The sequence below is a fragment of the Novosphingobium sp. B1 genome (assembly GCF_900176395.1).
In the GTDB taxonomy this organism is placed as follows: Bacteria; Pseudomonadota; Alphaproteobacteria; order Sphingomonadales; family Sphingomonadaceae; genus Novosphingobium.
The window spans coordinates 193,328-210,569 of the sequence record NZ_FWXL01000003.1 but is presented as its reverse complement, the minus strand read 5'-3'; the positions used below and the strand labels follow the sequence as shown (position 1 = coordinate 210,569).

General features: G+C 66.3%; 14 protein-coding genes and 1 tRNA gene. 13 read left to right on the top strand and 2 right to left on the bottom strand.

What is annotated here, in order from left to right; all coding sequences use genetic code 11:
- The first annotated feature begins 12 nt into the window (after nt 1–12).
- From B9A23_RS06860 to B9A23_RS06805, 12 genes are all read left to right on the top strand, one after another.
- Nucleotides 13–2,319, top strand: coding sequence for an SPOR domain-containing protein (locus tag B9A23_RS06860; RefSeq protein WP_084278120.1), 2,307 nt, complete (start codon nt 13–15; stop codon nt 2,317–2,319).
- Between the two features lie 226 nt (nt 2,320–2,545).
- Entirely contained in the window at nt 2,546–3,049 is a 504-nt protein-coding gene (locus B9A23_RS06855; RefSeq protein WP_084278119.1) for a type III secretion system chaperone family protein, read from the top strand.
- Between the two features lie 76 nt (nt 3,050–3,125).
- On the top strand, nt 3,126–3,932 hold the full coding sequence (gene proC, locus B9A23_RS06850) for a pyrroline-5-carboxylate reductase (protein WP_084278118.1): 807 nt from the start codon (nt 3,126–3,128) through the stop codon (nt 3,930–3,932).
- 123 nt (nt 3,933–4,055) lie between these two features.
- Nucleotides 4,056–4,799 (top strand): Bax inhibitor-1/YccA family protein, encoded by a 744-nt coding sequence (locus B9A23_RS06845; RefSeq protein WP_084278117.1) that lies wholly within the window; start codon nt 4,056–4,058, stop codon nt 4,797–4,799.
- Between the two features lie 195 nt (nt 4,800–4,994).
- A complete protein-coding gene (locus B9A23_RS06840) occupies nt 4,995–5,747 on the top strand; it encodes a hypothetical protein (protein WP_084278116.1) in 753 nt (250 codons plus the stop codon).
- 114 nt (nt 5,748–5,861) lie between these two features.
- A tRNA-Ala gene (locus B9A23_RS06835) sits at nt 5,862–5,937 on the top strand.
- A 137-nt stretch (nt 5,938–6,074) separates the two neighbouring features.
- Nucleotides 6,075–7,133, top strand: coding sequence for a GTPase ObgE (gene obgE, locus B9A23_RS06830; RefSeq protein WP_084278115.1), 1,059 nt, complete (start codon nt 6,075–6,077; stop codon nt 7,131–7,133).
- Nucleotides 7,134–7,203: 70 nt separating this feature from the next.
- The gene (gene proB / locus B9A23_RS06825) at nt 7,204–8,337 is read left to right on the top strand and encodes a glutamate 5-kinase (protein ID WP_084278114.1); all 1,134 of its coding nucleotides are present in this window, start codon (nt 7,204–7,206) and stop codon (nt 8,335–8,337) included.
- On the top strand, nt 8,337–9,257 hold the full coding sequence (locus B9A23_RS06820) for an NAD-dependent epimerase/dehydratase family protein (RefSeq protein WP_084278113.1): 921 nt from the start codon (nt 8,337–8,339) through the stop codon (nt 9,255–9,257). Before proB ends, B9A23_RS06820 begins: the two co-directional genes overlap by 1 nt.
- A gap of 80 nt (nt 9,258–9,337) precedes the next feature.
- Nucleotides 9,338–12,250: a CHAT domain-containing tetratricopeptide repeat protein gene (locus tag B9A23_RS06815; protein WP_084278112.1), complete on the top strand. Its 2,913-nt coding sequence runs from the start codon at nt 9,338–9,340 to the stop codon at nt 12,248–12,250.
- Nucleotides 12,251–12,342: 92 nt separating this feature from the next.
- Complete coding sequence (locus B9A23_RS06810) at nt 12,343–12,786, top strand: DUF805 domain-containing protein (protein ID WP_084278111.1); 444 nt, start codon at nt 12,343–12,345, stop codon at nt 12,784–12,786.
- A 22-nt stretch (nt 12,787–12,808) separates the two neighbouring features.
- A complete protein-coding gene (locus tag B9A23_RS06805; RefSeq protein ID WP_084278110.1) occupies nt 12,809–13,225 on the top strand; it encodes a DUF805 domain-containing protein in 417 nt (138 codons plus the stop codon).
- Here B9A23_RS06805 and B9A23_RS06800 read toward each other — a convergent pair.
- Complete coding sequence (locus B9A23_RS06800; protein WP_084278109.1) at nt 13,222–15,759, bottom strand: ABC transporter permease; 2,538 nt, start codon at nt 15,757–15,759, stop codon at nt 13,222–13,224. The genes B9A23_RS06805 and B9A23_RS06800 overlap by 4 nt on opposite strands.
- The gene (locus B9A23_RS06795) at nt 15,756–16,463 is read right to left on the bottom strand and encodes an ABC transporter ATP-binding protein (protein ID WP_084278108.1); all 708 of its coding nucleotides are present in this window, start codon (nt 16,461–16,463) and stop codon (nt 15,756–15,758) included. Before B9A23_RS06795 ends, B9A23_RS06800 begins: the two co-directional genes overlap by 4 nt.
- A gap of 68 nt (nt 16,464–16,531) precedes the next feature.
- Here B9A23_RS06795 and B9A23_RS06790 point away from each other — a divergent pair, with 68 nt between their 5' ends.
- Nucleotides 16,532–17,233 carry an arylesterase gene (locus tag B9A23_RS06790; protein WP_084278107.1) on the top strand — a complete coding sequence of 234 codons (702 nt, stop codon included), beginning with the start codon at nt 16,532–16,534 and terminating at the stop codon, nt 17,231–17,233.
- The last annotated feature ends 9 nt before the right edge of the window (nt 17,234–17,242 follow it).

Genomic DNA, 17,242 nt, shown 5'->3' with positions numbered 1-17,242 from the left:
GAGCGCGGCTGGATGACAAATCGCTCCCCCTTCGCGCCCCCTTGCTTCAAGGGCCTCCGCTTCTCGCTTTCGCTGCTTCTGGCTGCGACTTCGTCGATGGCTCTTGCCCAGGTCGATGACGATCCCGACGGCACCACCACGGTTTCGCGCCCGGTCGTTCAGTCGACGGCGCCAAGCGCCAGCCGCGAACTGAATTCGGCTCTGGCCCGTCTGGCCGCCGATCCGCGCAACGTAATCGCCCTTTTCGACGCTGCCGATGCCGCGCTCAAGCTGGGTGACAGCGACGCAGCCATCGGTTTCCTTACCCGCGCCGACGAAGTGCAGCCCGGCAATGCCCGTGGCAAGTTACTGATCGGCAAGGCATACCTCGTCGCGGAAAACCCGGTCGAGGCGGTGCGCGCCTTCGACGAGGCCGAGCGGGCCGGGGGCGACACCTTTGCCATGGCCGAGGATCGGGCGCTCGCCTACGATCTGGTGGGTGACAATGCCCGCGCCCAGCGCTGGTACCAAGTCGCACTCAGCCGTGGCGCAAATCCTGAAACGACGCGCCGTTACGCGATGAGCCTCGCAATCTCAGGCGATCGTCGCGGTGCCGAGGCGCTGCTTGCGCCGTTGATCGAAAAGCAGGATCGCGCCGCATGGCGAACGCGGACGTTCGCCATGGCCGTCACCGGCGGACCGGACGAGGCCGTCGCCATTGCCTATGCCTCGATGCCGCAGGATCTTGCCGCCAACATCGCACCCTACTTGCGCTACATGCCACGGCTGACCCCGGCGCAACAGGCAGCGGCCGCCAACTTCGGTCGTTTCCCGCGTGCGGCAGATATCGGCCGCGATGATCCGCGGGTTGTCCAGTATGCAGCGCTAAACCCGCGCGCGCCTCGAAGTGCTGAAGCAGGCCTGATCCCGGCTGGCGCGCCGCTCGGCCCCAGTGCCGCCTCGTCGGACAAGCCCAGCCGCGAAAAGCGCCGTCGCCCCGGCCGTATCGAGACCGCCAGGATCACGCCCACACCGACCACGACGATGGCTGCGCCTGCGCCCTCGATCACGTCTGGCGTTACGACCACCAGTGCTTCTGGCCGCATGGCTGCCAGTTCGCTGCCTGGCACCGTCGCCCCTGCGCAGACAGGGTCGACCGGATATGCAGCGCAGGCCGCACCTGCCGCTGCGGCAGCGCGGCCTACGGTTCTTTCCGCACTCGACGTGCCGCCCGGAACTTCTCGCCCGCCAGTGCCGCAGATCCGCGCCTCCACAGCGCGCCCGCCGCTGACAACGCCGACGCCGACGACCAGCTACGCAGCCAGCCCGGCACCCCAGCCTTCGGGAACTGCTCTTGCCCGCACGACGCCGGCTCCCACCTCGACTTACGCCAGCAGCGTACCGGCGTCCTCACAGGGAGAATTGCCGCCGGTGTCCTCGGCCATCCCGCAGCAGGCCAGGGTGGCGGTTACGCTTCCTCCGGTTACACCTGCGCCGAGCACGACCTACGCTTCGTCATCGCCCACCCTTACGCCCCCCGCTACGGCCCTCGCTACGCCGACGCCTGCGCCTGCTTCCGGCCTTGCTGCAGCGCCAGCGTTCGATCTGGCCCGCGCGGGCAGCAACAGTGCCATCACGGCGCAGCCCGCCCCAGCGCCTGCCTCAACGCCAGCGCCCGCGCCAACCCCCGTTGCCGCGCAGCCCGTTTCGACACCTTCGCCGGTCCAGCAAGCCAGCGCGGCGTCCACTCCGCCGCGGCCCGCCGATTTCGCGTCGATGTTCAAGACTTTCGCTCCGCCGCCTGAAGAGCGCGCAGCCCCGGTTGTTGCTGTCGATGTTACGCGATTGCCGGCAAAGGTGCCGCCGCGTTCCACGCCGGCCAAGGCCGACCCGCGGGGCGAGCGTCCCGACGGGCCGACTGAAGTCTCGCGCACGCCCGCAAAGGAGCCGGAAAAGCCCGCATCCAGGAATGCCAAGGAAGCCGACGCAAAGACGGCCAAGGACGCCAAGGCGAAGGCCGCAGAAGCTGCCAAGGAAGCCAAGGCAAAGAAGGCCGCTCCCAGCCACCCCAGCCGAATCTGGGTCCAGGTGCTGACCGGCGGCAACAAGGACGTGATGGACAACGAATGGCGTCGCCTCGTGAAGGAAGCGCCCGAACTCCTGCGCAGCCGCAAGCCTTATCTGTCGCCATGGCGCGCCAATTTCCGCCTGCTCACCGGTCCGTTCGAGACCGAGGCGGCCGCGCAGGATTTCGTGACCAAGCTCAAGAAGAGCGGTGTTTCCAGCTACCAGTGGACCAGCCCCGCCGGTCAGCCAGTCGATACCTTGGCGCTCAAGTAGGTCAGCTTCGCGGAACCTTGCGCAGGCCGCCCTTGTTCACTCCTTGTCCACAGCTTTCCCACAAGGTTGTCGAGTTTTGCCCAACCGCCTGTTAACCGCCGATTGTCGCCGGGGGGTGTGAGCCTGCATTGACGGCACAGGACGGCGGGTCGGACTTTCGACCAGCCAGGGGCCAAAGCCAGGCCAGTAGCTGGGGAGGCCCGAAACAGTGATCAGGGGACGTACGATGCGGACCGGCCATGACGACAATGAGCGCGATGAGGCAGCGCCTGTCGACATGATCGCCTCTCTTTTCGAGGCGCGCGGGTGGCCCTGCGAATTCGTTTCGGACGATGAGGTCACAGGCGAGATCCAGGGCTCGTGGGCGAATTACCAGCTCCGCGCGATCTGGCGGACCGAGGACCATGTCCTGCAGATCCTGTGCCTGCCCGACATTCGCATCTCCGATGACAAGCGCCAGGCCGTTTTCGAGCTGATGGCGCTGATCAACGAACAGGTGTGGATCGGTCACTTCGACATCTGGTCGAACGGATCGGTGCTCCTTTATCGCCATGGCCTGATGCTGGGCGATGAAGGCTTGCTCAGCCTCAGCCAGGCGCAGGCCGCGATCGAAGCTGCCGTCGATGAGTGCGACCGCTTCTATCCCGCCTTCCAGTTCGTGCTGTGGGGCGACAAGAGCCCGGCAGATGCGCTCTCCAGCGCCATGGTCGATGCCGCCGGAGAGGCCTGAGCCGAACAGCGCAAGGCTTGCGAACAGGGGCATGGCCGGTCATTGAGCGCACCACACGCGACTCAAGGACTCCGCCATGACCAAGACCTTCCTCCAGTTCGGCTGCGGCAACATGGGCGGCGCCATGCTCAAGGGCTGGCTGGCCGGCGGCATTGCGCCCGAAACCTTCACGGTGGTCGATCCCTATCTCGAGGCGGCTCCGGAAGGTGTGCGCCTGCTCAAGTCCGCGCCGGACGGGGAAGGGGCGTTCGACGTTGTCCTGCTCGGCTTCAAGCCACAGCAGCTTCCCGATGCCGCCGCTGCCGTGCAGCCGTTCGTGGGGAAGGGCACACTGCTTCTTTCGATCCTCGCAGGTGTCGATCTTGAAACGCTGCGCAGCGCCTTTCCCCAAGCGCGCGCCATCGTTCGCGTCATGCCAAATCTCGCTGCCGCCCTTGGCAAGTCGCCTATTGCCCTGGTGGGTGAGGCCGACGCTGCCGCGCGTGCCGAAACAGACGCGCTGATGGCGCCGCTGGGGCAGGCCGAATGGCTTTCGGGCGAGGATCAGATGGATCTTGTCACCGCACTCGCCGGATCGGGTCCAGCGTTTGTCTATCGCGTGATCGATGCGCTGGCGTCCGGGGCGGCGGCTCTCGGCCTGCCGCGCGAGCAGGCCGATCGTCTTGCCCTGTCAATGGTAGAGGGCGCCGCGATGCTGGCGGCCCGGTCCGAACACCCACCGGCGGAACTTGCCCGCCGCGTCGCCAGTCCGGGCGGCGTGACGCAAGTCGGGATCGACGTGCTCGACGCCGACAGCCGGCTTGCGCGCCTCATGGAAGACACCTTGCGCGGTGCCCGTGACCGCAGCGCCGAGATGACCGAACTGGCGCGCCAGTCGCGGTAAATCCCGCAACAATTCGTTACAGTTCATGGACGCCACATTGCCGCGGTTTCACTTGAAAGCCGGGGGCAAAGCGCCGATATTCCGTGTACGTGGTCATCGGGACCACAGAACGGAGCTTTGATAATGGCAAACTGGAACGACCCTCGGCCCACCGGAACGGGCTTCGGCGCGTCTCCGAGCCTGTCTGGTGCGTCCTCTCGCGGCGAAGTGTTCGACGCGGGCCTGCGCCGTCACATGCTGTCGATCTATAACTACATGGCCTCGGGCGTGCTGCTCTCGGGCGTGGTCGCGCTCGCCGCTGCCTCGTCGGGGCTGACTGCATCGCTGGTCGGCTCGCCGCTGATGTGGCTGGTCATGCTTTCGCCGCTGGCGTTCGTGATGTTCATGAGCTTTGGCGCCAACAAGTTCTCGACCACGGCCCTGCAGGGCATGTTCTGGGGCTTCGCTGTCGCCATGGGCCTGTCGCTGTCGACGATCTTCCTCGTCTACACCGGCACCTCGATCGCGGTGACCTTCTTCGCCACGGCTGGCGCTTTCGCGGGTCTCAGCCTGTTTGGCTACACCACGAAAAAGAGCCTGTCGGGCATGGGCAGCTTCCTGATCATGGGTGTTTTCGGCATCCTGATCGCGTCGCTGATCAACCTGTTCCTGCAGTCGAGCGGCCTTGCCTGGGCCATCAGCTTCCTTGGCGTTCTGATCTTCGCGGGCCTTACCGCGTATGACACGCAGCGCCTCAAGGAGCAGTATGCTTACGTCGCCGGTACCGATTTCGCTGGCAAGGCCGTCGTCCTCGGCGCGCTGAGCCTGTACCTCGACTTCATCAACATGTTCCAGTTCCTGCTGCAGTTCATGGGCGATCGTCGCTGATCGCTGGTTGAAACTGCCGAAGCGGACCAGAAAGGCCCGGCGGACCGTCACGGTTCGCCGGGTTTTCTTTGCACAGGGGATTCTCATTCGCGAACAGCCGCGCTAGGCTGCGCTTCAGCACGCAGACAGGATCCGGGGCGCACCGTGTTGCGCCGAGAGATTGCTGCAAATCCACGCCTTCGGGGGGAATGCCAAATGTTTCGTTTCGGGCGCATCTCTGCGCCAAAGTCGATCGCTGCCGGACTTGTCGGCGCAGGCCTTGCCATGGGCCTTGCCTCGTGCGCACCCAAGCCACCGCCGCCGCCCCCGCCGCCGCCCCCGCCGCCACCGCGCGTCGTGGTCATCCCGCCAAAGCCCAAGCCGCCGAACGGCGCGTCAGACAATATCGCCATTCCGCCAGTCGATGCGAACGGGCTGCGGGAATCGCTCAACCGTGGCATCACGCCTGCACAGATGGTGTGGAACCTGCGTTCGGCCTACAATGTCGCGGCGCTCAACTGCAGTGCGCCGGTCCACGCCGATATCCTGCCGCGCTACAAGACCTTCCTGACGACGCACACCAAGGCGCTGAACGCCGTCAACAAGAAGATCGATGCGGAATACAAGGCAAAGTACGGCGCCAAGTTCATTGCCCCGCGTGAGGCGTACATCACTGCGGTGTACAATCACTTCGCCCTCCCGCCGACGCTGTCGGACTTCTGCGATGCGGTCATGGCGGTCAGCCGCGATGGCGCTGCGGTGAAGTCTGCCGATCTCGAAGCCTTCGCTGTGCGCAGCCTGCCGAGCATCGAGGTCGTGTTCGATGATTTCTACCGGCGCTACGAAAGCTACCGGACCGATCTGGCGATCTGGCAAGCACAGTATGGCGCGATGATGACCCCGCCTGCGCAAGGCCCGGTCACCATCAGCACGACCGCAAGGACGAACGGCAGCGGAGTCGCCAACTAACCGCATCGGTCGGATGCCGGCTCAAAAAGAATGCGAATCTGCTTTTCACGCAAGGAGCGCTGCGCTAATGGCGGCGCTCCTTGCGGCTCATCGTCGCAGGGCGATACCGGGAACGGGGCCGTAGCTCAGATGGGAGAGCGCGTCGTTCGCAATGACGAGGTCAGGGGTTCGATCCCCCTCGGCTCCACCAGGTATCATCGGACCGCCTGATACGGCAGGCGCCTTGCGGTCCGAAGGTTACAAGCACTCCATGAACGGGTACGATGGCTCGGCTCCGGGGCGCATTGTTCCATTTGCTTCGGGCCTGTCATTGGAACAGTTACCCGCATGCATTTTCTCGATCAGGCCAAGATTTTCATCCGTTCAGGGCAGGGCGGCCCCGGTGCGGTCAGCTTCCGGCGCGAGAAGTACGTAGAGTACGGCGGTCCCGACGGCGGCAACGGCGGCAAGGGCGGCGACATCATCTTCGAGGCCGTTACCGGCCTCAACACGCTGATCGACTTCCGCTATACCCAGCATTTCAAGGCCCAGCGCGGCGGCGGCGGCGCGGGCCAGAACCGCACCGGTGCGGGCGGCGATGACCTCATCATCAAGGTTCCCGTGGGCACGCAGGTTCTCGACGACGATCGTGAGACCGTCCTGCTCGACATGACCGAGGTGGGCGAACGCAAGGTGCTGCTGCGCGGTGGCGATGGCGGGCGCGGCAATGCCTCGTACAAGTCCTCGACCAACCGCGCCCCGCGTCAGCAGGGACCGGGCTGGCCGGGCGAGGAAATGTACGTCTGGCTGCGGCTCAAGCTTCTGGCCGATGCCGGCCTCGTCGGCCTGCCAAACGCCGGCAAGTCCACTTTCATCAACCAGATCACCAACACCAAGGCCAAGGTTGGCGATTACGCCTTCACCACGTTGCGCCCGCAACTTGGCGTCGTGCGCCATCGCAATCGTGAATTCGTGCTGGCCGACATCCCCGGTCTCATCGAAGGCGCAGCTGATGGCGCCGGCATCGGTGACCGCTTCCTCGGCCATATCGAACGCTGCCGCGTGCTGATCCACCTGATCGACATCCACAGCGAGACCGACCCGGCCGAGGCGCTGCAGATCGTCGAGGGAGAACTCGAAGCCTATGGCGCCGGTCTCGACGAAAAGCCGCGGCTGGTCGCGCTCAACAAGATTGACCTCGTCGATACCGAGCTGGTCAAGGCCTTCTCCCGGGAACTGCGCGAAGCAGGCGCAACCAAGGTCTATCCGATCTCCGGCGCGACGGGGAAGGGCATGGATGCCCTGCTCGATGCCGTGCTCGAATACCTGCCCGTCGCCACGGTGACCGAACGCCCGACAGGGGAAGTCGAGGACGAATCCGAACAAAAGCCGTGGTCTCCGATCTGATCGGCCAAGCGCTCTGCCAGCAGGACCGGTAACCCTTCACGCTTCGTCACAAATACCCTAAGCGCCCCCCATGAACATCAGCCAGCTTGCTCACCTGACCGATGCCTCTGCCTGTCCGCGCCTCGTGGTCAAGGTCGGGTCGGCGCTGCTCGTGGGCAAGGACGGTGCACCGCGCCGCGAATGGCTGACCGCGCTCGTGGCCGAAATCGCCGCCGCTCGCGCTGCAGGGCAGGAAGTGATCGTCGTCTCCTCAGGCGCAATCGCGCTGGGCGCACGCAGGCTCGGCTTGGCGAAGGGCGGGCGCGGCAGCCTGTCTGATGCGCAGGCCGCCGCCTCGGTTGGCCAAATCGCGCTGGCCGGCCTCTGGGCCGAACTGCTTGCCACCCACGGCCTTGCCGCTGCGCAGATCCTGCTGACGCTCGAAGACCTCGAAGACCGCCGCCGCTACCTCAACGTCACCGCCACGCTCGGCACGCTCCTGGCGGCGGGCGCGGTGCCGGTGATCAACGAAAACGATTCGGTCGCCACGCAGGAAATCCGCTTTGGCGACAATGATCGCCTTGCCGCTCGCGTTGGCCAGGCTGCAGGCGCGAGCGGCGTGCTCCTGCTGTCGGATATCGACGGACTTTACGACCGTGATCCCCGCCAGCCCGGTGCCACCCGCATTCCGGTGGTCAAGGGCGTCACCCCCGAAATCCACGCAATGGCCACGGGTGGCTCGTCCTCCGGGCTCGGCTCGGGCGGAATGACCTCGAAGCTGCAGGCCGCCGAGATTGCTGAACTTGCGGGAATGGCTCTTGCCATCATCGATGGCCAACCGACCGCGCCGGTCGCTTCAGCCCTGGATGCAAACCGCGGTACGCTGTTCCTTCCGCGCGGGCGCAAGCAGGCGCGCAAGGCCTGGCTCGGCGGTCGCATGCGGATGCGCGGCTTCGTGCGCGTCGATGCCGGTGCCGCCGCCGCTCTTGCGCGCGGCTCCAGCCTGCTCGCTGCCGGCGTCACCGCCGTCGATGGCGACTTCCAGCGCGGCGATGCCATTGCCGTGATTACCCCCGATGGCCACACTCTCGCGCGCGGTCTGTCCGAATACGACGCCGCCGAATGCGCCCGCCTGATGGGCCACCACAGCCGCGAGCATGAGGAACTGCTTGGCTACGCCCCGCGCTCTGCCCTGATCCATCGCGACCAGTTGGTGCTGCTCTGATGCCCGCAGAATTGCTGGCGATTACCGGGGCTACCGGCTTCGTCGGGCAGGCCGTGCTTGATTACGCTGCCCGTGCCGGGATCGAGGTCCGCGCACTTGCCCGCCGCCCGCAGGAAGCCCGAGCCGGGGTGGAATGGGTGCAGGGCGACCTGAATGACAAGCGCGCGCTGCAGCGCCTCGTGGGCCGCGCCAGCGTGGTCCTGCACATCGCCGGCGTGGTCAGCGCGCCTGACGAACAGGGCTTCGAGGACGGCAATGTCTGGGGCACTTTCAACGTCGTCAACGCCGCGCTCGATGCCGGCGTGCCGCGTTTCGTCCACGTCTCCTCGCTCTCGGCGCGGGAGCCGGAGCTGTCGCTCTACGGCAAGTCGAAACTTCGCGGCGAGAGGATCGTCAAGGCCAGCAGCCTCGACTGGACGGTGGTCCGCCCACCGGCCGTCTATGGCCCGCGCGATACCGAGATGTTCGAGCTGTTCAAGCTGGCGCAACGGGGCGTGGTGCCGCTTCCCCCGCAGGGTCACCTCTCGATCATCCACGTCAGCGATCTGGCCCGCCTGCTGCTCGCTCTCATTCCCGGCGGTGAGGAGGTCACGCACATGACCTTCGAACCCGACGACGGCACCCCCGGCGGCTGGACCCACAACGATCTCGCCCGCGCCATCGGCGTTGCGGTTGGCAAGCGCGCTGCAGCAATCAATCTTCCCGCTGCCATGCTCCGCCTCGGCGCGAAGCTCGACGCGCGCTTTCGCGGCAAGGGTGCCAAGCTGACGATGGATCGCGTGGGCTACATGTGCCACCCCGATTGGCGCGCGGGCGAGGGCAACCAGCCACCGCCCGACATCTGGCTACCCCAGGTCGAAACCCGGCTCGGCCTCCACGCCACGGCCGCCTGGTATCGCGAGGCCGGTTGGCTCAAGTGAAAATGTGCTGAAAAGCACTGCAGTCGTTCTCGATTGTGCCTACTCCTTGCTCCAGTGCTTGAAGTTTCCGGGGGCGGGGCATGGCGAGATCGATGTGGTTGGCGGGCTTGCTGGCCTGCGTGGCTCCGCAGTCAGTGGCGGCAGCCCCGCCGGATCCGCTCATTACCGAACTTCAGGCTCTCAAGACGCTCGACACCTCGTCTCGTCCTGCCGAGGCACTGGCTCGGATCGACGGCGTGCTGGCTCGCACCAAGGGCGTGTCAGGTGTGCCAGCGGCCGATCTTCGCGCCGCCCGGCTGGCTCGCGCTGATGCGCTCTACCGGTTGGAGCGATATGACGAGGCCCTACCCATCCTGCAGCAGGTCGAACAGGCCATGGATACGGGCGATCTTGCCGAAACCGTCGAACATGCCCGGCTTCTCGACAGTATTGGCTCCACGCTTGGAGGTCTGGGGCGGAATGACGAGGCGGAGCAATGGCTGCAACGTGCGCTGATCTTGGCGGAACGTACTGCAGGCAGAAATTCCATTGCCTATGCTTCGGCCACATATGGACTTGGCCTGATTGATTATCAGCGCGGCAACCCGCTTGCAGCGCTACCCCGTTTTGCCGAAGCGTGGCAGACGGCAACCGCCCTTTCCGCCACGCTCACCGGGCCCGACGTGCTGCTGCCCGGCGATTTCGGCATCAGTTATTCGGCACTGCTCGCGGTAACCGGCGATATCGAGCGGGCGATTGCCCCCGCCCGCGCAGCGCTGGTCTGGTCGGAGTCGCGGCTCGGCTCCGACCATCCCGTGACTCTGGCCGCGCTCAACCGGCTGGGAACGATCTACAACGATAACAGCCTGTTCGCGCAGTCCATCCCGATCTTGCGCCGCACGCTCGATCACCGGTCTCGAACGCTTGCGCCTGATGATCCGCAACTCGGCTTCACGATCGAGGCGCTCGGCTACGCGCTCGACAACTCCGGCCAGCGCGACGAGGCCTTGCCGTTCTACCAGCGCGGCGCGGAGATCTTCGAGAAGTCGATCATGCCGGGCCAGCGGGCACTGGTCACCACGGCCATCGGCCAGCTCGCTCGCGTCATGCGGTGGAAGGGAGATATCGCCGCAGCCCTTGCACTGCGCGAAAAGGCGGTTCGGCTGGGCCGCGAAAGGGCGCCATCGCCAGATCACCCCGATGTGCTCTACGCCGAACTGAACCTCGCGCGCGAATATATCCTGCTCGGTCGGTATGTCGAAGCGGCCCCACTGCTCGATCACGTCAACACTGCCTATGCGGCGCGGGCGCTCGACAGTAGTCCGCGCCGCATCGGCGGGTTGGTAGCGGCGGCAAAGCTCAAGGCTGCGCGGGGCGATGCAGTCGGTGCACTGGCTATGGCCGTCGCTGCTCTTGCGCCGGCGCGGGCACGCCTGCTTGATCGCGCCACGCCCCGTGCTGAAGTCTCGCGCCTTGCCCAGCAATACCAGCCATTGTTCGTGCAGCAGGCAGATCTCGCCATTGCCGCAGGCAATATGGACACGGCGTTTGACGCGATGCAAATGGCCAACCTCGGCGATCTGCAGACCGCAATTTCGGGAATGGCGCTGCTCAATTCCGCCAGCAGCCCGGAGGCTGCGGAAGCCTTGCGTGTCTATCAGCAACTTGCAGCGGAAGGCGCTCGCCTGCGCCGGACGCTGGCAGCTCAGGTCGCCGGCGGGAAGGCCGATGCGCTTTCCCAGACCAGTCGGCTGATCGAGGCAGGCGATGCTCGCCTGCGCGAACAGGATGCGCTTCTTGCCCGGCTCCTGCCCGGCTACCTCGCGCAAACGGCTGTCGAGCCAGCATCGCTCGCCCAAGCGCAGTCCGTGCTGCGCCCGGATCAGGCGATTGTGGTCTATGCCCCTACCGAAGACGGCCTGCAGATTCTGGCGATAACGCATGATCGGGCCGTCGCCGCGCCTTCGCCGATCGCGCCACGGGTGTTGCTCGATCTCGAACGCCGTGTCCGCGGCTCGATCGACCTTGGTCTTGCCAGTGGCGGGCAAAGCGCGTTTGACCGGCACGCCGCGTGGCAGCTTTATCGCACCTTGTTTCCGCCGCAGATCGCCGCCGCGATCAAGGCTACGCCTGACCTGCGCATACTTGCCAGCGGCAGCCTCGCTTCGATGCCTTTTGCTGCCTTGGTCACGGCCGAGCCCAAGGGCAGCGACGCATCCGCCAAGGATCTGCGCGCCACGCGCTGGCTCGCGCAGACGCACGCCCTTTCGGTCCCGCTGTCGCTTGCATCTGCAGCAGCGCGCAAGACGGACCGCGCCGGTGCGATGTTCGCTGGTATAGGCGCGCCGCTGCTCGGGCCGGTCTCCGCGGCCGGGACAAAGGACGCCGCACTGCTGCGCTCGGGTGAGGTCGGCACCAGGGCGTTGCGGGAATTGCCCAGTCTGCCGGCCGCTGCCGATGAGTTGCGTCGCCTCGCCAGCGCGTTTCCCAATCGTCAGACGCTCTACCTCGGTGCGCAGGCTACAGAAGCCGCGGTCAAGTCCGCGTCGCTTGAACAGGCCAGCGTGCTTGCCTTTGCAACCCACGGGTTGGTTGGCGGCGCATTCCGCGATCTGGTCGAACCGGCATTGGTGCTCACGCCGCCCGATCAGCCTACCGACGAGGACGATGGCCTGTTGACCGCATCGGAAATCGCCAAACTGCGCCTCGATGCCGATTGGGTGATCCTTTCGGCGTGCGATACCAGCGCCGGGGATGGGGAAAGCGCGCCGACGTATTCAGGCTTGGCGCGTTCGTTCGTGGCTGCCGGTGCCCGTTCGTTGCTGCTGTCGCACTGGCCGGTGCGCGATGACGTTGCGAGTCGGCTGACGCTTGAAACGCTTCAGGGTGCGACACGTGGGCTGCCCCGTACCGAGGCGCTGCGACGTGCGCAGATGGACATAATGCGAGACCGGTCGGTCCCGGGCGGGGCGCATCCGGCCACTTGGGCACCGTTCGTGCTGGTCGGTAACTGACGGTCCGTGTCCGGCGCCCCTTGCCGTCCGGGGCGAATAATGGTCGGATGTCTCGCGCGTTGGTCAGGCAAAGACCTAAGAGGGGGAAAGTCATGGATTGGATGCTGATGCCGCTGCGGCGCTACGCCGAGTTTTCCGGGCGCTCGCGACGCAAGGAATACTGGATGTTCTCGCTGATGCTGATGATCGTCTATTCGATCCTTGCCGGCCTGATGATTTCCGGTGGCCTGATCGCCGCCATGGACGGTGTGAACGACCCAGAATTGGGTCCCACCTTCTGGCTTGGCGTCGGCCTTGCCGTGATTGTCTCCCTTGCGATCATCGTGCCCTCGGTCGCCGTCACCATACGCCGCCTGCACGATCGCGACATGTCGGGCTGGTGGTATCTAGGGATCATCATCCTTGGCTCGATCCCCTATGTGGGTGCCCTGGTGAACATCGGCTTCCTCGTGCTGATGTGCCTGCCGGGGACGCCGGGGCCGAACCGCTTCGGCGATGATCCCAAGAACCCGGTCGGCTACGACGTTTTCGCCTGATCGCCCAGCAAAGGACCGCGCGATGAACTGGATGATCTTGCCCTATCGCCATTACGCCGAATTCTCGGGTCGTTCGCGCCGCAGGGAATACTGGAGCTTCGCGCTGTTCTATGTCCTCGTGATGATCGTGCTCAATGCCCTGTTCGGCACGAACGAGGTGGCGCGCGGCAATGGCGCCTTCGTTTATGGCTCGCGGCTCGTAGGCGCGGGCGGCTGGATCGGCGGGCTGGTCTGGCTCGTGTCGATCGTTCCGGGCCTTGCCGTCTCGGTCCGCCGACTGCACGATCAGGATCGCACTGGCTGGCTCCTGTTGCTCTGGCTGATCCCGTTCCTCGGCTGGTTCGCGCTGTTCGTGCTGATGTGCCTCGAAGGAACGCGCGGACCCAACCGCTTCGGCCCCGATCCGAAAAACCCCACCCCCGCGGACGTCTTCTCCTAAAGCTCGCGCAGGACTTGCGCCGGTCGGGTTCGCAGCAGCCCGACCGAACCGGAAATCGCCAGCACCATCACCAGTCCCACGCCTGCGCCAAGCACGCCAAGGATGCGCGGCCAATCGGGCAGCCAGTCGAATTCGAACAGCAGCACGATTACGCCCCACGCAACCCCCGCGCCCAGAATCAGCGCAACGCCGGCCAGCAGGGCGCTCAGCAGTCCATACTCGGCCACCAGCAGCACCAGCAGTTGCCGGCGGCTCGCGCCCAGCACGCGCAGGATCACGTTGTCATACGTCTTGCGTTCGCGCGCGGCGGCAATGGCGCCGGCCAGCACCGCCATGCCCGCCAGGATCGCCACGCTCGCTGCGGCAAGTATCGCCGTGCCCATCTGGGAAAGGATCTCGCGCGCTTGGCCCAGCACCGGGCCGATCTCGATCACCGAGCTTGATGGCAGCGCCTTGACCAGTCCTCCCAGGATAGCCCGGCGCACCTGCGGCGTCTTCGCCTGCGCAGGCAGGCTGATCGTCGCGGCAAGATTGTGGGGCGCATCGGCGATCGCGTTGGGGCTGAACACCAGAACATAGTTGAAGCCCATGTTTTCCCAGTCGATCCGCCGGAAAGAGGCGATCTTCGCGCTGCGCTCCACGCCGAGGATCGAAACGGCGATCCTGTCGCCCAGCTTGAGACCCAGTGCCTCGCGCAAGTCATCGTCGACCGAAACCAGCGGTTCGCCCGCGTAATCCTTGGGCCACCAGTTTCCGGCAGTCAGGACATTGCCTTCGGGCACGTCGTCAGAATAGGTCAGCCCCCGATCGCCGCGCAGCGGCCATGCGTTGTCGGGAATTTCCTTGAGGTCGGCCACTCGCGTCATCGCTGCGGCAGGGCCATAGGCGACGATCGAGCCGCGCAGTGCAGGGACCTTGCGGATCGCGGCCTCGGGCGCCGCGCCGCGCACGATGCGGTCGAACTCGGCCGTCTTGCCTTGTGGCAGGTCGAGCACGAAGTAGTCGGGCGCGCGGTTCGGCACGCGCCGGGCGATGTTGCCATCCAGGCTGGTCTGTACGCCTGCCAGCAGCACGAAGGCGGCAAGCCCGAAGCCCAGTGCAACCACCAGTGCCGACGTCTGCGCGCCGGGCCGGTGCAGGTTGGCCAGCGCCATCCGCGCAATCGCGCCCTTGGGCCGGGGCATCGTCGCCGCAAGCCGCTGCAGGCCCCAGCCCAGTGCAGAGAGCAGCACGAACAGCACTGCCGCGCCGCCAAGGAACCCCGCCGCCAGCAGCTTCTGCGGTGCGGTGAGCACGGCCAGCGCCGCGATCCCGCCAAGCCCCAGTGCCACCGGCAGCAGCGCGCCTTTCACCCCGCCGCCCAGCGGGCTGACGCGCGCCCGCATGAGCGCCATCGCCGGAAAGGCCCTGGCCCGTGCAAGCGGCGGCGCGGCAAAGGTGAGGGCGATCAGCGCGCCATAGGCAGCCGCAATGGCAAGCGCGCCCCAGTCCAGCACGAAACCGGCCTCGATCGGCAGCAGCCCTTCCAGCGCCTTGCCGATCAGCGGCGTGATCGAAACGCCGATCACCAGTCCGGCCAGAATGGCGAGCGAGGCTGCGGCAGCCAGTTGCAGCAGGTAGATCCGCGCGATGTCTCCGCTCGATGCACCAAGGATCTTTAGCGTGGCGATGCTGCCCCGCCGCGTCTCGAGGTAGGAATTCACGCCGTTGCCGATGCCGATCCCGGCAATCGCCAGCGCGGCCAGCGCCACCAGCACCAGAAACTGCCCCATTCGCGAAACGAAACGATCCAGCCCCGGCGAGGCCTTGTCCCGCGTGCGGACCTCGTAGCCCGCCAACGGAAACTGCGTCTTGATCCTCTCACCCAATGCCGCCGCGTCGGCGGAAGCGGGAAGTCTGACGCGCAGCTTGGTGCGGACCATCGATCCTGGCTGCACCAGTTGCGAGGCGTCGAGGGCGGCTTTCCCGACGATCACCGTGGGGCCGAGCGAGAAGCCCTCGGCCAGCCGATCGGGTTCCTTGCCGATGACCCCGGCCACGCGGACCTGCGCTTCACCTATGCGCAACCTGTCGCCCACCTTCACGTTCAGCCGGTCGGCCACACCGGGCGCGATCCACGCGTCCATGCCCTGCGGCGCCCCGGCCTTCCTGCCGCCCTCCAGCTCGAACTGGCCATAGAGCGGCCACTTGCCGTCCACCGTCTTCAGTTCGATCGGTGTGGTGCGCGTCTCGTCGCCTGGCACGCGCGCCATCGCCTGCAACCGCGCGCCTTCGGAAAGCTCACCCATTGCCGCTATCGCCGCGCGCTCCTGCGCCGAAGGTTGCCGCGCCGCCAGCGTGAACTCGAGGTCTGCGCCCAGCATCTCGCGCCCGCGCGTCGCCAGTTCGCGCTCGATCGCGCCCGTCAGAGTGCCGATTGCCGAAAGCGCCGCTGTCCCGAGGACAAGGCACACCAGCAGCAGGCGCAGGCCCTTGAACCGCCAGTCAAGCCCGCGCCGCGCCAGTCGCCATGCCGCGCTCCATGGAAGGTTCACGCGCGCACATCCGAGGCGATCTGCCCATCGGCCAGCCGCACGATCCGCCCGCAACGCGCCGCCAGCGCCTCGTCATGCGTCACCATGATGAACGTTGCGCCGGCATCGGCGGCGCGAGCAAAGAGCAGGTCGGCCACGGCCTCGCCGGTGGCGTGGTCGAGATTGCCTGTCGGCTCGTCGGCAAACAGGATGGCGGGCTGTGGGGCGAGGGCGCGGGCAATCGCCACGCGCTGCTGCTCTCCGCCCGAAAGCTGTGCGGGGTAATGATGGAGCCTGTGCCCGAGGCCAACTGCGACCAGTTCCGCTTCGGCCCGTGCCATCGCGTCAAGTTGCCCCGCCAGTTCCAGCGGCGTGGCGACATTTTCGAGCGCGGTCATCGTCGGCAGCAGGTGGAAGGCCTGCAGCACGATGCCGATGCGCCCGCGCCGCGCGGCGGCAAGGCCGTCTTCATCAAGCGCCGTAAAATCGGCACCGGCCACCATCAGCGCGCCGCCGCTTGCCCGCTCCAGCCCGGAAAGGATCGCCAGCAGCGAGGACTTGCCCGATCCCGATGGACCGAGCAGCGCCAGCGTCTCGCCCCTTGTCACCGCAAGATCGATGCCGCGCAGGATCTCGACCTTCGCCTCCCCGGTGCCGAGCGAGAGGGTGAGGGCAGTTGCGGTGATGACCGCTTCGGGCGCTATCGATGTCGGGGTGCTTGTCACGGGCCTCAGGTGGCATAGATTGGTTGCAGCGTGCAACCGGCACTTGGGGGCGCGCCCATGGAGTTTCAATGCGCCGTTTCGCTCTCGTTGCCGCCCCCGTACTTGCCGTTCTCGCCGGGTGCTCACCCGAACGCACGCCCGAGCCTGCCGCCTCGGCCTCGGCCTCGGCGGAGCAGGCTGCCGTGCCGGTTCCGGCCGATGCACCGGTGATCCTCGCGTTCGGGGACAGTCTCTATGCCGGCTATCAGCTCAATCCCGGCGAGGGCTATCCGCCTCGCCTCGAAGCCGCCCTGAATGCCGCTGGCGTGCCCGCAAGGGTCGTCAACGCCGGCGTTTCCGGCGATACGACGGCAGCGGCCTTGCAGCGCCTGAAGTTCACGCTCGATGGCCAGCCGGTCAAGCCCAGCCTGGCGCTCGTCGGCCTTGGCGGCAACGACATGCTGCGCGGGCTTCCGCCGGCAGAGACCCGCGCCAATCTCGATGCCATCCTGACCGAATTCGACACGCGCGGCATACCCGTGGTCCTGACCGGAATGCTCGCCGCGCCGAACCTTGGCGCGGATTATCAGAAGCAATTCAATCCTATCTGGCCCGATCTTGCCAAAAAGCACAAGGCGGGGCTGGTGCCGTTTTTCCTGGCGCCGGTTATCGGCAACAAGACACTCATGCTCGAAGACAATGTCCATCCCAACGCGCAAGGCGTGGACAAGATCGTCGCTGCAACCGAGGAACAGGTGGCGCAGGCTCTCAAGGCGGCGACCGGCAAGTAACGGGCAGCG

Bases quoted from the DNA above. Each gene is read 5' to 3' on its own strand.
- B9A23_RS06860 (WP_084278120.1), top strand. From the start codon at position 13: ATGACAAATCGCTCCCCCTTCGCGCCCCCTTGCTTCAAGGGCCTCCGC.
- B9A23_RS06855 (WP_084278119.1), top strand. From the start codon at position 2,546: ATGCGGACCGGCCATGACGACAATGAGCGCGATGAGGCAGCGCCTGTC.
- proC (WP_084278118.1), top strand. From the start codon at position 3,126: ATGACCAAGACCTTCCTCCAGTTCGGCTGCGGCAACATGGGCGGCGCC.
- B9A23_RS06845 (WP_084278117.1), top strand. From the start codon at position 4,056: ATGGCAAACTGGAACGACCCTCGGCCCACCGGAACGGGCTTCGGCGCG.
- B9A23_RS06840 (WP_084278116.1), top strand. From the start codon at position 4,995: ATGTTTCGTTTCGGGCGCATCTCTGCGCCAAAGTCGATCGCTGCCGGA.
- obgE (WP_084278115.1), top strand. From the start codon at position 6,075: ATGCATTTTCTCGATCAGGCCAAGATTTTCATCCGTTCAGGGCAGGGC.
- proB (WP_084278114.1), top strand. From the start codon at position 7,204: ATGAACATCAGCCAGCTTGCTCACCTGACCGATGCCTCTGCCTGTCCG.
- B9A23_RS06820 (WP_084278113.1), top strand. From the start codon at position 8,337: ATGCCCGCAGAATTGCTGGCGATTACCGGGGCTACCGGCTTCGTCGGG.
- B9A23_RS06815 (WP_084278112.1), top strand. From the start codon at position 9,338: ATGGCGAGATCGATGTGGTTGGCGGGCTTGCTGGCCTGCGTGGCTCCG.
- B9A23_RS06810 (WP_084278111.1), top strand. From the start codon at position 12,343: ATGGATTGGATGCTGATGCCGCTGCGGCGCTACGCCGAGTTTTCCGGG.
- B9A23_RS06805 (WP_084278110.1), top strand. From the start codon at position 12,809: ATGAACTGGATGATCTTGCCCTATCGCCATTACGCCGAATTCTCGGGT.
- B9A23_RS06790 (WP_084278107.1), top strand. From the start codon at position 16,532: ATGCGCCGTTTCGCTCTCGTTGCCGCCCCCGTACTTGCCGTTCTCGCC.